Below are 16,289 nucleotides of genomic sequence, written 5' to 3' on the forward strand. Positions count from 1 at the left end.
TTCTCTCATTGACGCATTCAATCATTCTAAATTAATTGTCAGCGTGAAATATTCGGTTTGGTTGTTAGGGTTGTAGGCGCGCTCGACGCCTTGCAGCAGGTTTTGAATACCAAAGGTTGAATTGGCATCCGGCGAGGCATCGTTGGTTGTGTTGGTGTTGGCGATCCAGCGGGGCGGAAACTGGCGACGCAACCGAATGGTGGCCGTTCGCTCCCCACGGGCTGGTTTTTCGGTTGTCAACAATACTTTGTGGGTGGTACCATTGGCCCCGGAATAAGCTTGTACCGCCGATACCTTGAAGTTGTCTTTACCGTCAACGACATACTGACTGGCATCGGTCAATAACGACGTGGGCAGCCTCAGCGCCGATAAGTCGACGGCTATTGGAATCGTCAGGCTTTTGTCGGTAACGTCGGGTTGTATGTCTTCCAGTCCATGAATGGCTTTGGCATGACTGCGGACCTCTTCGTCAGAACGCTTGAACCGACCTTTGCGGGCGGGGTCGTTCACCAGAATGCTGTAAAAGGGGGTAACGTCTTTGGTATCCCGGCCAAAGAACCAGGAGTCGGTATAGCCGGGCAACTGGTCGAATCGGCGGATAGTCTGGTACGTTTGATCCTGATACAGCCGATGCATGGTTTCGTTGCGCCCAATCAGGCAGAGGTAATAAGGACGCTCGCCGGTGTATTTCTTCTTCGCATTGTTCCAGCTGTAGTACGTACCGTCGAAGTCGGATTTGAGCTTAATAACCAGCATCGAATGGGTACTGGCGTAGGGATTGAAAACTGTTGTCAGCAGGGAACTGGCCGCGTCGAGTGTTTTCTGGGCGCTCATTCCTGCCAGACTTGGATCGGAGTAGATCAGATCTGAAACCAGTATGCTCAGATCATCGCCGGACGTATTTCGCAGTATATCGCTGAAAATGCCTTCGAAGTCGGTGCTGCTGGTTTTGCCTTTCGTTTTCGCAACTGTAAAGATGTCTTTCTGTTTGAAGAACTGGGGCAGCGTAAGGCCCAGATCGTTGATTTCCGTGTTCACCACGAAGAGCTTGCCCTGACCGGGGTTTATGGCATCGAACTGGGTCAGCACATCGTTAAGTGTCCGTTTAAAGGCACCATTTCCGCCGGGAGCGTCGTAGGGAAACATGCTGCCGCTGGCTTCGAGGTATACTTTCAGGCGCAGGGGTTTACTGGACGCTACAGCTCCTGATAAAGACATCGTTGGCGTTTTGCCGTCTTTCGCCAGCTTTCGGTATGTCCGGTTGCGTTTGATGTAAGCCGCCAGCGCCGATTCGTCAATTTTACCGTCGGGCGTTAGCAGGGCTGCCGTTTTTTTGTCATCGCCAAGCGTCTTGCTTTCCTGCGAAACAAAGACGCGCAGGGCATCGGCTTCGGTCACGTCAATGGTGTTGTCATTCTCCAGTGCACTACTGATCTGTTCGTCTAGTTTATCGACGGGACTGGAACAGCCAGCCAATCCGCCAATGGATAAAACAAGAAGAGACAACAAACAAAAACGGGTATGAATCATGAATGGTAGTAAAGTTTAGCAGGCTGCCAGGTAAATGCCTAATCACACATAACGGGGGTCTATAAAAGGCCCAAAATTAGAAATCCTTATTCAGGCTAACCTGTCATTGGCGCAAGTGGCCTTAAATTTTCTTAAATTACTATAGAACGTAACGAAGCCAAGGCCCATTTTATGTCAATCGGTACGGATTAACGATGAACGGACGTTTACCTTTGTAATGATTTTTGAATCTAAAAACATGTCGTTTCGTCACCTTGTCCTGAGTTGTTTACTAATTCTTCCGATTCTGCTTCAAAACTGTGCGCAGGTAGCTCAACCACCGGGTGGTAAGAAAGATACGCTGGCACCAAAACTGGTAAGCAGTATGCCTACCCCCCGCCAATTGAATTATACCGGCAAAACCGTTGAACTGGAATTCGATGAGTACGTCAACAGTGAGAATCTTCAGCAGAAAATAACGATTACGCCCCAGGATAGTAATACGTTTATCGTGAAGTCGCTGCCCCTCGGTATCCGGTTGAGTTTCAACAAGCCATTTCTGCCAAATACGACCTACACAATTGACTTTGCCGATGGCATCAAAGATATTACCGAACGAAACATTGCCAAAAATACCAAAGTAGTATTTAGTACGGGCCCTGTTATCGACTCACTTTACCTAACGGGCAATGTGGTGGACGATGAAAGCCGCGAGCCATTGCTCGGTTTTGTGGTGGGCCTGTTTGCTGCGACGGATACCTTGCCCATCAACCGAAAACGCCCGCAGTACTTTGCCCGCACGGACAGCAGCGGCAATTACCGCATTGAAAACGTAAAAGCCGGACCCTATAAAGTGTATGGTTTCGACGATAAAGATTTGAATCTGGTAAATAATACGCCGGGCGAGCGAATCGCTTTCCGGGATAGCGTCCTAAACCTGACTCGAAACTATACGGGCATTGATCTGGTAGCCTTTCGCGGCTATGGGAAACCCCGAATCAGTCGGCGGGAGCGCACCGACGAAACGCTCGGACTCGAACTCAGTAGCGGCATTGCCAGCTACAAACTGCGATATGGTAAACCCGTGTCCACGTCTGCCGTATCCACGACGGCCGTGTCCACGTCGGCAACGGCTACACCTGCTACAACAGCACCGGTTGCATCGACGGGAGCAAGCAAAGGCGATACGCTGATTTCATTTTTGGAGACGCCTAAAATGATTCGTCTTTTTCGCCCTGCCAACCGGGCTGCCGATGATACCCTGCACCTGACCATTGTGGCCGAGGATTCGGTGGGAAACGTGACGGAGCTGAGAGAGCGAATTTATTTCTCTCCTCTTAAAACGAAAGCCAAAAACCGAAGCCCGCTGACAGTGCAGGTAAGCCCGCCATCGAACGAACCGATTGACAATAATCTGGAGTTTACGCTGGTCTTCAGTAAACCAGTTTTTACCTACAAAACCGAACGGATCATCATCGGCCCCGACAGTACGAAACCCTTTACACTTACCTCCGCCAACCTGACCTGGACGAATAACAATTCCCGTCTGGTTATCAGACAGAAAACAAACCTGAAAGATACGCTGCTGTTTCGGCTGCAAAAAGGGGCGTTCATCAGTGTTCAGGGCGACACGCTCGCCCGCTATTCGGCCCGCTACACCATTGCCGAAGAAGATAGCTACGGCCTCATTGCGGGGCGTGTCAACCCGGCCACTACGGGAGCTGCCGGAAATAAATTCATTGTTGAATTGCTGGACGATAAGTACACTGTAGTCCGATCTGCTTACGGAACACCAACGTACAGTTTCGGCCGACTAAAACCGGGTTTATACCGTGTCCGACTGATTATCGACGCTAATGGCAACCGAAAGCGCGACATCGGCAATGTGCAAAAGGGTCTCCAGCCCGAGCGAATTATCTATAACCCCGGCACCGAAGAGAACGGGACAATCCGGGTGAAGCAGAACTTCGAGCTGACGGATATTGATTTTTGACGTGAGTCTGTTGATCATGCCGCTGAATCGCGATACACGGCCCGGATATTGCCCAGATGATTTTTGTGGAAATACTCGTACACCCCTAGCGCATACAACCGCCCCTGGGGGTGTTCATAAACCCGATTTGACCTATATCCTTTTGCCGATAAGCAGATCAAAAATCTTTATGGTAATCCTTTGCGGCAGCCGCGCTGTCCAGTTACTAAAAGAACCCCTACTTTTCGGAATAATTTGATAAACAGATGTTTACTAAAAACAGTTACATCAATTTAATAGGACTACTTACCCCTGTATTGATTTTGTCTCTATGAAAAATCTAGCTCGTTTTTCTGCCGTGCTCTATTTCGCGGCCGTATTCTTCGTTGTATTTCACAATTGCGGGTTTCAACTGCGCGGCTTACTACAAGCCCGTTTCCTAGTTATGCTGCTAATGGGCGCTCTTGGCTTTATTGCCCTGCTGAAAATAATTCAGGAGGAACCCGACGAATCGAATTAACAACGGGTAGTTACCAACATTGGGAAGTAGCCGATATTCGTACGAAATCTTCCATCTAAATGTATTAAGTTATTGATAGTTAAGTACTAGTGTGAAATTACTTTAGGTTAATCTGATTAACCCCTAAATCCCCTAAAGGGGACTTGGCTTAAGCACGAGCCAAGTCCCCTTTAGGGGATTTAGGGGTTGAAGAGACTGTAAATAACCTAAACTATTTTAGCTAACCTACTTAGTGTCTTAAATTGTGAAATAACTTCTATTATGAAGCCCATGTAAATTTGGACAATAGGGTGGCAGAAACTGAATGGTAGTTAGCTTTTGGACGAATAGCCGCCAATAATTCGCCCAATGGCGCTTACCTTTGTATTGGTCCGTGAACTGGCCGAAAATGCCCGCTCTGGCGGCCTGATACAACATGTACGTTAAACCTAAAAAAGAACTCGGTCAGCACTTTTTGAAAGACCTGAGTATTGCACAGCGCATCGCCGAACTTCTGACCGTACATGCCGGACCGGACGGCGTTCCGTATACCAAAGTGCTCGAAATTGGTCCGGGTACCGGCGTGCTGACCCAGTTTCTGCTACAGAATAAGCAGTTTGAGACGTACGTTATAGAAATTGACCGCGAGTCGGTGGAGTATCTGAAGCAGTATGTCCCGGCCCTTGAAGGCCGCATTCTGGCGTCCGATTTTCTCAATATCCGCCCGGATCTACTGCCCACCAAACAGCCTGACAATACAGAGCCTTTTGCCGTTATCGGCAATTTTCCCTACAACATTTCAACCCAGATACTCTTTAAAGTACTGGACATGCGCGACCGCGTTCCGGAGGTGGTGGGCATGTTCCAGCGCGAGGTAGCGCAGCGGGTAGCCTCGGGGCCGGGCAATAAAGATTACGGCATACTAAGCGTGTTGTTGCAGGCCTGGTACGACATCAAGTACGAATTCACGGTAGATCCCAGCGTATTCAATCCGCCACCGAAAGTTTTCTCGGGTGTAATTTCGCTCAAACGGAATGCTACGACTGACCTGGGTTGCGACGTAAAAAAGTTCACTCAGGTGGTTAAGCACGGGTTCAGCCAGCGCCGGAAAACGCTCCGAAACGCATTAAAGCCCCTTGCACCATCCGAAGCCGCCCTCGCCAGCCCGTTCATGGACAAACGCGCCGAACAGCTAAGCGTGGCCGAGTTCGTAACCTTAACAAGATTGATGTATGAGGTATGAGGTGTAACCGTCCGTGACATCATACATCCTATATCATACATCAACTAATGACTTTCGAACTCACTAAAGAATACCTCGACCAGATCCAGTCGGCTATCGACACGGGCGATGATGCAACGCTGCGGACGGAGATGGAAGAGCTTTATCCGGCCGATATTTCGGGAATTCTGGATGAACTGGCACCCGAATCGGCGCATTACCTGCTTAGTCTGCTCGATAAAACCGTTGGTGCCGAAATCCTTGCCAACCTCGACCAAACCGAGCGAACCAATTTGCTCAAGCTGTTTACGTCGGCCGAGATTGCCCCCTTCATCAACCAGATGGATTCGGATGATGCCGTTGACGTGTTGAATCAACAGCCCATTCAGGTACGCGAAGAGGTGATTGGTTTGCTGGAAGATCGGGAGCAGGCCCGTTTCATTCTGGACTTGCTGCATTACGAAGATGGCGTGGCGGGAAGTCTAATGCAGAAAGAGCTTATCCGGATCAACGTAAACCTGACCGTCAATGCTTGTATCGAAGAGATTCGCCAACAAGCCGAAGACGTAGAAAACGTGTATGCGGTTTACGTGGTCGATGATGTTGGCAAATTGCTTGGGCTGGTCTCGCTCAAAAAGATTGTACTGGCCCGGAAAAACGTCAAAATCGCCGATATCTACGACGACGACGTTGTTTTTGTAGAAACCTATCGACCCGTTGCCGAAGTGGCCGAAGTCATGCAGAAGTATGACCTGGATGCCATTCCGGTCGTGAACGTTCAGCAGCGGCTCCTGGGCCGAATCACTATCGATGATGTGGTGGACGTCATTACGGAACAGGCCGAAGAAGATATTCAGGTAATTTCCGGTTTATCGGGAGAGGTTGAAGAGGACGACAGCGTTTGGCAGCGGTCGAAAGTGCAACTGCCCTGGCTCGTAGCCGGAGCGGTTGGCAGCTTGATGGCAGCAACGGTCATTAACGGGTTTCAGAGCGAGCTTGGTAAAATAGCAGCCCTGGCGGCCTTCATCCCCATTATCGGATCGACCGGTGGAAACGTTGGTATTCAAACGTCATCCCTCATTCTGCAAACCCTGGCTGATACCTCGGGCCTAAGTGTAAGTCTTGGTAAACGATTGCTCAAAACACTGCTGGTGGCGCTCATCAACGGACTGGTTGTAGGGCTCATTGCCGGTGCCTACACCTTTATAATCGCAGAACCCCGTCTGTTTTTTGTCGTGGCTACGTCGCTGCTGGCGGTCGTTATGCTGGCGTCCTTTATGGGAACCGTAACGCCCTTGTTACTCAGCCGAATTGGTATCAATCCGGCGGTGGCTTCGGGTCCGTTCATCACAACGGCCAACGACCTGATTGGTATCGGTGTTTATTTTCTCATTGCCCAATGGTTACTGGCTGAAGTTTAAGTATCTTCCCAGTGCCATGACTATTCGTTTTGCCCATCCTGCAGATGCGCCCGCCATTCTGGCTGTTTATGCGCCGTTTATTACAGGCTCAACCATTACGTTCGAGTACGAAGTGCCAACTCTGTTGGAGTTTGCCAGCCGTATCCAAACAATTCAGCAGCAATTCCCGTATCTGGTTGCCGAGGAAGAGGGGCGTGTGCTTGGCTACGCGTATGCATCCCGGCATCGGGATCGGCCTGCGTATCAATGGTCGGTCGAAACGTCAGTATACGTGCATCCGTCCGGGCACCGGCGCGGAATAGCCCGGCAGCTTTACTCAATGCTATTCGTCTTGTTGCGTCGGCAGGGATACTGCAATGCCTACGCGGGCATCACGAGCCCCAATCCTCCAAGCGAATTATTTCACCAATCGATGGGCTTTGCCTACATCGGAACCTACGCCAACATTGGCTACAAGATGGGGTCCTGGCACGATGTGTCGTGGTTCCAACGGGTGCTGCAGCCGCATGAGCCGAATCCTGCTCCGCCAGTACCCATCAGCCATTTTCAGGGCGAGTTCACGCAAAGGGAGTAAATTTTGACGTGCGACTCGTTTTCGGTCTGAGATGTGCCTGTAAGTAGATAAACGATTGACTGTAAATCGGTTAAATTATCAATTTGTTTGTTTTGGTTTAAAAAATCATCAAGTTGTTTCTACTTAATCTGACCCTGCTAATTCATGAAAAAGAAAACATTACTGATCATCTCGTTCCTGTTTTTCTTTATCCTGCCCTTACTTGGAAGTTACCTGAAATGGGGTGGACTACCTCCAGGCTACGGCTTATTTCCGGCTCAAAAAGTAGCTGACGATCCACCATTTAATCAAACGTATTTTAATGTCTGCTCACTAGTTGCCCTTTTTATTCTAACCTTTTTGTTATTGCCGAAATTATTTGGCTTTAAGAAAAAGCCGGACGTGGTAGAAGCTGAGAAAATAGATAGCAGCTATCCGGTTTGGTTCAGGCCAGCCATTGTTGTTGTCCTGGTTAGCTGGCTGCTGATGTGGGGGCGATTTGACGTACTGAAACCTGCGGATAATTTCACATTTGTACCGCTATGGTGGGGATTTATTTTTGTTTTGGACGGTATCGTTTACAAGCGAAACAACGGTGTATCCTTAATTTCAGCCAAGCCCAATACCGTAAAAATCCTGGCTGTTACATCGGCCTTTAGCTGGTTCGTTTTTGAATATCAGAATTTTTTTGTTCTGGAAAACTGGTATTACCCCAACAACAATATCCTTAGTAATTTCGGTAATATCTCCTGGCAGTTAGTGTCATACACAACGGTACTACCTGCCATTTTTGAATGGTATTGGCTGCTGCGTACGTTCAAATCGATAAAGAACCGATATTCGTTTGGCCCGGTAATCAAATTTTCAACTACGGGCCAGTATATATGTCTGGTTATTGGCGGTATATCCCTTTTCCTGATGGGTTATTTTCCCAACGAGTTATTTTGGATGCTCTGGGTAAGTATGTTGCCGCTCCTGGTTCCGGCAATGGCAATTTCTGGTTTCTGGACCCCCTTCACTGAAATTAGTGAGAAGGGCGACTGGTCATTTGTTGTACTAATCGCTATCAGCACGTTACTGAACGGGTTTTTCTGGGAATTCTGGAACTTTGGAAGTGAATGGTTTCACGATGATATGCCCACAAATCCAAATTACTGGAAGTATTCTGTGCCTTACCTGGATAAATACCATCTCTTTTCGGAGATGCCAATTCTGGGCTATTTTGGGTATCTGTTATTTGGCAATGCCTGCTGGTTATTATGGATTATTGTTGCTTGTTTAGTTGGTTTTGACCCATCAGTTGATGTCAATCAGGTGAGCGATGAAAAAATGTTACAGGTAAGTTAATCCACCGTACATAGTAGGAGGATTCAGGCCTCCTACTATGTACCTACCAGAACTCTACAAGAAAATGAAGATAAAAATACCTAAGGATTTCATTATATAACTGACAGTTTATACTATTAACAAAGACCAAAAACATAGATGAGATGCAGGAAAAATAGTTAATAAATGAATTACCTGTAAAATGATACCGCTCACAGTTCCAATTAGCTTAACTTAACCTCATGATACGCGAAGACAATATACCTGGTTACAAAGTTGATAAAGTTATTTATGAAGGAAAACGTACTGTTATCTATCGGGCTATACGAAGTGTAGACAAGAAGAATGTACTATTTAAGACACTGGCAAACCCATACCCAGGTGCAACCGAAATTGCTTATTTGAAAAAAGAGTATTCGTTGTTGAGTAGTATTGATGTAAACGGAGTCTGTAAAGCATACGACCTACTAAACTATAAGGGAAGACCGATTATCGTACTGGAAGATTTTAATGGGATATCATTAGCTGATTATTTAATCTCGAATCGGTTAGACCTTGACGAATTTCTCGACATTGCCATAAAACTTACTACTATTCTAGGCGATTTACATGCATTAAACATAATGCATAAAGATATCAATCCTAAAAATGTAATTATTAATATTCATACAAAAGATGTATTTCTGATAGATTTTAGATTAGCTACAAAGTTGTCTCTTGAACGTGCATCTGCGCGTAACCCATATATACTGGAAGGTACATTGCCTTATATCTCTCCGGAGCAAACGGGTCGAATGAATCGCTCTACTGACTATCGAACAGATTTTTATTCCTTAGGAATAACTTTTTACGAGATACTGCTTGGCATATTGCCTTTTACGAGCGAGGAGCCAATGGAGTTGGTCTATTACCATTTAGCTAAAAACATTGTTCCACCAGCTGAATTAAATTCAAAAATTCCGAAAGCTATTTCAGATATTATTTTAAAGTTAACGGAGAAGAATGCAGAAAATAGATACCAGAGTGCAAGCGGCCTTAAGTATGACCTGGATAAATGTTTGACTTATGTTATAAATGGACCAGATGTTCTGAATTTTTCGGTTGGGGAAAAAGATATTTATTCTAAATTCAATATACCCGAAAAACTATATGGACGGGATCATGATATTGAAAGTTTACTGTCTTTGTTTAAGGAGGTTTCTGGTGGTGGGTGTCGATTTGCTCTGATTAGTGGAACGGCTGGTGTTGGAAAAACGGCTTTAATTAACGAAATACATAAGCCAACTGTAAAAAGAAATGGGTACTTTGTTTCCGGCAAATTTGATCAGTTCAAAGCCAACTCTCCGTTTAGTGCATTTGCTCTTGCGTTTGCTGAACTGGTAAAGGACCTGGTAAGTGAGCCAAGTTATAAGTTGGGAAAAATTAAAACCGAATTAATTAATGTTCTGGGCTTAAATGCCCCGGTTCTTGTCGATCTTGTTCCTGAATTTGAATACATTATTGGCAAACAGGGGCCGGTACAGCCATTAAACCCGGCAGAGTCAAAAAATCGTTTTTTCTTTACGCTTCGTGAATTTATTCGCGTATTTGCCACACACGAGCATCCATTGACCATCTTTCTGGATGATTTACAGTGGAGTGATGATTCCTCGCTTCGTCTGATTACTGACCTCATTAGTACAGGGATACCCTACTTATTCATTATTGGCGCCTACCGTGATAATGAGACAGGGCCTGGTCACCCCTTAAAGCTTACTATTGAAAAAGTTAAAGAACTACATGAAGTAAGTGAGTTAAAGTTGTCGAACCTGGAGGAAACTCATGTTAATCAGCTAGTTGCCGATACCTTAAAAGTGAGTTCTCAAGAAACTAAAGCACTTGCCACTATAATCTATAAAAGAACTGTTGGCAATCCATTTTATGTGTATGAATTGTTTAAAACGACGTTTACGCAGGGATTGGTATTTTTTGATTACTTAAGTGGTAAATGGACATGGAATATAAAAAAAATAGCTGAGCATAATATATCCAGTAATGTGGTTGACTTTATGGCAACCAAGTTAAGTGAGTTATCCGAAGATTGCCGTGAATTATTAGAGCTTGCCGCCTGTATTGGAAATACATTTGATCTTAGAACGCTTAGCTTACTTACCAAAAAGAATGCCTTCGACACGTCCGTGATTCTTTGGCCTGCTCTTGAGGATGAAATCATAGTTCCTACGAGTGAAGCTTATCGATTGGTTATTGGCGATGATGATTTTGGTGTTTTATATAAGTTTCATCATGATCGTATCCAACAGAGTGTTTATCAACGTATAGCAGAAGACAGCAGGAAAGTATTGCACTTGACGATTGGCAGGATGCTGTTGGAAACAATACCTGATTCAGAGAAGAGTGAACATATAATAGAGATAGTAAGGCATTTTAATGAGGGAATTGATTTAATTGATGAAACTGAGAAGCTTAATCTGGCCCATATGAATTTACTGGCTGGAAGAAAAGCGCAGTCGGCGGTAGCTTATACAGCTGCTTTGGCCTATTTTAAAAAAGGTATTGATTTAATGCCAGATTCATCATGGGATTTACATCATCAGCTGGTGTTTGACTTGTATGCTGGATATGCTCAAAATGCTTATCAGACAAACGATTATAACACGGCAGAACGATGTATGAGCCTTTTGTTGGAAAAAGCCCGGACCAAACTAGAAAAAGTTGAAATATTATCGTTTAGAATACGGCAATATAATACCGTAGGGAAATCAGAAGAAGCTATTCGTTGTGGTATAGAAGGGCTTGGGTTGCTAGGGTATATATTACCTGAAAAACCGTCGTCGGCCGTTGTATTAAAAGAAGTACTCCTTGCCAAATGGCTACTTGGTACAAGAAAACCTGCTGCTTTATTGGATTCTCCCATATTGCAGGATCCGGAGAAAAAAGCTGCAGCAAGGCTACTAACCGAGATTGGTCCATCTGCTTTTGTTTTAGGGAATGATAGTTTATATGGGTTGACACAGCTTAAAATTGTCAACCTTTCCATGCAACATGGAAATTGCGAAGAATCGGCTTACGCTTATGTAGCGTTTGGCGCTGTTTTATCAGAAGCGTTTGGCGATTTAAAATCAGCAGAAAGTTTTGGTCAGCTTGGTCTGGCACTCAACGAAAAACTGGGTGATATTGAGTACCGGTGCCGGGTAATTGCGGCTTATGGCGTCTTAACGCATCATTTTAATAATCACTGGAATACAACCGGCGAATTTTTTAAAAAAGGTATAGAAGCCGGTTACCTTTCTGGTGATTTATTTTATTTAGCTTATTGTGCAACAAACTGTACCGTCTGGCAACCTTCGCTTGACCTCCCAACATCATTGAGCGAGCAAAAAAAATACCTTAAGGTTGTTCTGGATACAAACTATACGGATGCCATTGATTCGGCAAATATGAATTTGCAGCTGACGAAGAATTTAATGGGTTTGACGGAAGGGTTACACTCCATGAATGATGCTGACTTTGATGAAACACATTGCCTGGAACAGATGACGCAACGGAAATACTCTTCCGGAATTGGTATGTACCATATTCATAAAGCGTATTTATACTTATTTTATGGCCAGTATGAAAAGTCTTATGAAGCGGTTAAGCAGGCCGATCAATTCGTTAAGTCTCTCGTTAGTCTCATTAATTTAACCCGCCTTAGCACTGTTTCTTTTTTTGCTTCTTCCGGATTTCTGCTTTATGGTACTGATCCGCCAAAAGACCTGTTAAAAAAGCGGATGAAAAAAGAGCTGGCTAAAATGAAAAAGTGGGCAGATTATAAGCCAACTAATTTTCAGCATATGCAGCATCTGATGGAAGCTGAGATGGCGAATATCGATGATGATTTTCTGGGGGCTACCAAACTTTATGAAAAAGCGATACGACTGGCGAGTGAAAATGATTGGCCGGCTGATGAAGCTTTTGCTAATGAACTAGCCGCAAAATTTTTTAGTCGACACGGAATTGATACAGCTTCTTCCGGGTACTGGAAAGATGCTTATTACTTGTTCAACAAATGGGGTGCGCAGGGTAAAATTAAATTTTTGCGGGAGGCTTACCCCCAGCTATTCAAGACTATACGAAACGGCGTGGCTGAGAATGGCAAAGACCTGATTCGGGATGAGGGGGGCGAACCAGTCTATGCATTGGATGTTGATACCATCGTAAAATCATCGCAGGCAATTTCGGGTGAGATCGAGTTAAAATCGCTTCTCAGCAAAATGATGAACATCATTATGATGAATGCGGGTGCTGAAAATGGGATGCTTTTACTAAAGCAGGATGATCGGATACTTATTCAGGCTTCCGCTTCAGCAGACGAGGTGAAAACGATGCAAAATAGTGCTGTCGAAGGCAGTAAAGAGCTACCGCAAACAATTATAAACTATGTATCTCATTTGCAGGAGTCGGTGGTTCTTTACGATGCTGCCAGTCAGGGCAAGTTCAGAAACGATGACTATATTGTAAGGAATCAGACTAAGTCCATACTGTGTAGTCCAATCGTTTTTTTAAATAAGCTGTATGGAATTGTATACCTGGAAAATAATATTTCGGTAGGTGCTTTCACCGAAGAAAGGCTGAAGATAGTTAGTCTGCTGTCATCGCAGATGGCCATATCCATTCAGAATGCAATCCTTTACTCAAATCTGGAGAACAAAGTACAAGAGCGCACGGTCGAAATACAGGCTCAACGCGACCAGACCCAACAGGCCCTGACCGAACTCAAAAGTACGCAGACCCGACTTATTCAGAAGGAGAAGATGGCTTCTCTTGGGGAACTGACGGCGGGTATAGCTCACGAAATACAAAACCCACTGAACTTCGTCAATAATTTTGCTGAAATAAGTGCCGAGATTGTTGATGACTTAAGGCTGGAACAAAGCAAACCGGCCCGAGCCCCCGAACTGGAGTCTAACTTGTTAGCCTTTCTGAAAGATAACCTTAGCAAGATTCACCACCACGGGCAGCGTGTTTCAAATATTGTTAAAGGTATGCTGGAACATTCCCGCATCGGGAGTGGCGAAATGCAGCCAACCAATCTTGGTGCGCTGGCCGATGAGTATATGTATCTGGCTTATAACGGGTTGAAATCTAAAGATAAAGAGTTTAGCTGTAAGCTGATCACGGACTACGATTCGGCAGTTGATACGGTCAATGTTGTGTCACAGGATGTCAGCAGGGTGTTTTTAAATCTGTTTAGTAATGCCTTTTATGCTGTTCGGGAGCGGAAGAAGCAGGAGGGAGACGATTATCAGCCAGTCGTTAGTGTGCGCATTAGTCAGGCAAACGGATTTGTTGAAATTGTCATTGCTGATAATGGCATTGGTATGTCTCAGAGTGTTCAGCAGAAGGTTTTTCAACCATTTTTTACCACAAAGCCCACGGGCGAGGGAACCGGCCTTGGCCTGTCATTGAGTTACGATATCATAACCAAGGGCCATCGGGGAGGGCTGCTTGTGCAAAGCCGGGAAGGGGAGGGAACAGAGTTCGTTATCCAATTACCCACTTCGGCAGAAAGCGTTGTTTTGTAACGGAAAGCGTTTTTACGCACGTATATGAACTGCGTTAAGTAGTTAATCTGTTCAGAAAATTTTAGTTAATGCCTTGGTAGTGAAAAAGATAGGTTTCGGTCGGTACTAGGATAAACTTAGGGTAGCAGGCCTTGACGTGTACGGGTGGGACGAGTTATAGCGCTACCAGGAATTTCCGCAGACTGCCTACGAAAATCCATGATTTTTAGGGCTGTCATTATGGACTTTCATACGGGCGCATTATATTCCGTCGAGCCATCTATTCACCTATTCCTGTAATACGTACTCATGCGTTGCTTTTTACTTTTGATAGCTTTTGGGTTTGCCTATGCATTGCCTGGCAGGGCATCGATTCCAGTTCATCTGCCGCGTGGTCAGCCGTTTCAATTGATAGGGTTACAAACTGACTATCTTTCTGATCCAACCTACCGCCTTTTGCTGGCTGATGTACAACGTTCGGCTGTTGCTCACCGGTTTCTGCCTACTAATCAGGAAATTCCCAATCTACCTTCTTCGAAACCTAGCCACTGGTTTCGCTTTGTGTTTCAACCGGATAAAAGTCAACAGCATTCCCAATACTTAGTTGAAGTAGGGTTTGGTAATATTCGCCGTATTGATATGTATGTTGTGCGGGCGGGCCGGCCGGTTTATCACGTTCAGGCAGGCGATGCTATAGGCAAAGCAGGGCGCCCGCTGTCATTTCACACCTTCGTACTGCCCCTTCCGGAAAGCTCAGCCCAACCCCAAACGGTGTATTTACATATTGAAAATAAGGACGTTCATAGCTATTTTCCGTTAGCTGTCTGGGAGCGGAATTCATTTTTGGACCATGCCCAACGAGCGTCGCTACTCTGGGGAATTTACTGGGGTATTCTTCTGCTGATGTTCTTGTATCATGCCATTATCTGGCTATTTACCCATGATCGGGGCTATATGTATTTAGCTCTTTATCTGCTGGCGTACCTATTCTACGAATCTGCCCGGGGTAGCAATATAGGAGCTCGGTACCTATGGCCTGATTCGCACTGGTTCATTGAAAATAATCTGGCTATTTTTTCGGTGGCGGTTATCGCTGCTTTCACGCTCTTCTATTCACATGCGCTTAACCTGCGTTACTCGGCAGTTGTATTCTGGCAGTTCCTGCGCTGGCTTTCAGCACTTAGTGCGGTACTTATGCTTGTGAAATTAGCCAACTGGCTACCTATATCCAGCCAGTCATTAGCTATTTTAAGTTCGTATCCACTCGTTTTCGTTATGTTCCTGGCGGGACTTCGAACCTGGCGACATGGTCAGCAAGCTGCTCGTTTTTACGTTATTGCTTCAATGTGCTACGCGTTGGGTTTTACAATATTTGTGCTAAACCGGACTAATGTATTACCAGGAACTGGGTTTTTCCTTCATTATTCCCAGAATATTGGCTCATTGCTTGAGTTTTTATTTATGGCTATCGGTTTGGCCAGTTATGTTAGCTCACAGCAGCAACAGCGACTCAACGAAGAACGCCGACGGATCGACGTAGAGCGATTGGCTCTGGTGGAGCAGTTACGCCAGCGCGAAGAGCTGGATGCAGCTCTGATCGATGGTCAGATTCAGGAGCGCCGACGTGTTGCCGATGAGCTGCATGATCACCTGGGCAGTGTGCTTTTTAGTGTTCGTGCCCGCCTGAGTGAGCTGGATTCCGCTAACATAAGTCCTCAGGTACTGGAATCGTTGCTGAACACGGTACGAGATGCCTATGACGATGTGCGCTTGATTTCCCATAACCTATGGCCCGATGAGCTTGAAAAACTTGGCTTTGGTTATACGCTTCAGCAACTGATTGCCAGTTTGAACCGTATCGGAAAAACCCAGTTTGCCCTGCAGTTGAGTGGTCTGGAGGATGAGTTGGAGCGCCATGCTAAGTTTCATTTGTACTGCATTTGCCTGGAGCTGGTCAACAACATACTAAAACACGCTCAGGCTAGTGAAGCCAGTATCCGCTTTTTGCCCGATCCGGCGGGAGCTGGCCTTCGTTTGAGTGTTCGCGATGATGGAGTCGGCTTTCAGCAGGCAGATGGGAGCGGTCGGGGGTTGCGGACCGTTCGGGAACGAATCGAACGTCTGGAGGGAACTGTCTCGTTTTCGAAATTGCCTGAAGGAGAGGGTACCTGGATACAAATCCGGGTACCTGTACACCGGCCGCAAACAATGCCCACGCTGACTATAACCCCGATAGAAGGGTAA

The 16,289-nt window shown here is 45.7% G+C and carries 9 protein-coding genes; 8 read left to right on the forward strand and 1 reads right to left on the reverse strand.

The window, feature by feature from the left end:
• Positions 1-21: 21 nt before the first annotated feature.
• Positions 22-1,530: a hypothetical protein gene (locus tag CRO74_RS30685; RefSeq protein ID WP_097132066.1), complete on the reverse strand. Its 1,509-nt coding sequence runs from the start codon at positions 1,528-1,530 to the stop codon at positions 22-24.
• A gap of 238 nt (positions 1,531-1,768) precedes the next feature.
• Here CRO74_RS30685 and CRO74_RS30690 point away from each other — a divergent pair, with 238 nt between their 5' ends.
• The 8 genes from CRO74_RS30690 (at position 1,769) to CRO74_RS30725 (ending at position 16,289) form a co-directional block, all read left to right on the forward strand.
• Positions 1,769-3,502: an Ig-like domain-containing domain gene (locus CRO74_RS30690; RefSeq protein WP_097132191.1), complete on the forward strand. Its 1,734-nt coding sequence runs from the start codon at positions 1,769-1,771 to the stop codon at positions 3,500-3,502.
• A 310-nt stretch (positions 3,503-3,812) separates the two neighbouring features.
• Entirely contained in the window at positions 3,813-4,001 is a 189-nt protein-coding gene (locus tag CRO74_RS30695; protein ID WP_097132068.1) for a hypothetical protein, read from the forward strand.
• Between the two features lie 415 nt (positions 4,002-4,416).
• On the forward strand, positions 4,417-5,223 hold the full coding sequence (rsmA, locus tag CRO74_RS30700; RefSeq protein ID WP_097132070.1) for a 16S rRNA (adenine(1518)-N(6)/adenine(1519)-N(6))-dimethyltransferase RsmA: 807 nt from the start codon (positions 4,417-4,419) through the stop codon (positions 5,221-5,223).
• 47 nt (positions 5,224-5,270) lie between these two features.
• The gene (mgtE, locus tag CRO74_RS30705; protein WP_097132072.1) at positions 5,271-6,623 is read left to right on the forward strand and encodes a magnesium transporter; all 1,353 of its coding nucleotides are present in this window, start codon (positions 5,271-5,273) and stop codon (positions 6,621-6,623) included.
• A gap of 16 nt (positions 6,624-6,639) precedes the next feature.
• Positions 6,640-7,197: a GNAT family N-acetyltransferase gene (locus CRO74_RS30710; RefSeq protein ID WP_097132194.1), complete on the forward strand. Its 558-nt coding sequence runs from the start codon at positions 6,640-6,642 to the stop codon at positions 7,195-7,197.
• 144 nt (positions 7,198-7,341) lie between these two features.
• Complete coding sequence (locus tag CRO74_RS30715) at positions 7,342-8,523, forward strand: small-conductance mechanosensitive channel (protein ID WP_097132074.1); 1,182 nt, start codon at positions 7,342-7,344, stop codon at positions 8,521-8,523.
• 221 nt (positions 8,524-8,744) lie between these two features.
• Positions 8,745-14,066 (forward strand): trifunctional serine/threonine-protein kinase/ATP-binding protein/sensor histidine kinase, encoded by a 5,322-nt coding sequence (locus CRO74_RS30720; protein ID WP_097132076.1) that lies wholly within the window; start codon positions 8,745-8,747, stop codon positions 14,064-14,066.
• A gap of 288 nt (positions 14,067-14,354) precedes the next feature.
• Positions 14,355-16,289 carry a sensor histidine kinase gene (locus CRO74_RS30725; protein WP_097132078.1) on the forward strand — a complete coding sequence of 645 codons (1,935 nt, stop codon included), beginning with the start codon at positions 14,355-14,357 and terminating at the stop codon, positions 16,287-16,289.

Origin of the sequence: Spirosoma fluviale, assembly GCF_900230225.1 — a bacterium.
Taxonomy (GTDB): Bacteria; Bacteroidota; Bacteroidia; order Cytophagales; family Spirosomataceae; genus Spirosoma; species Spirosoma fluviale.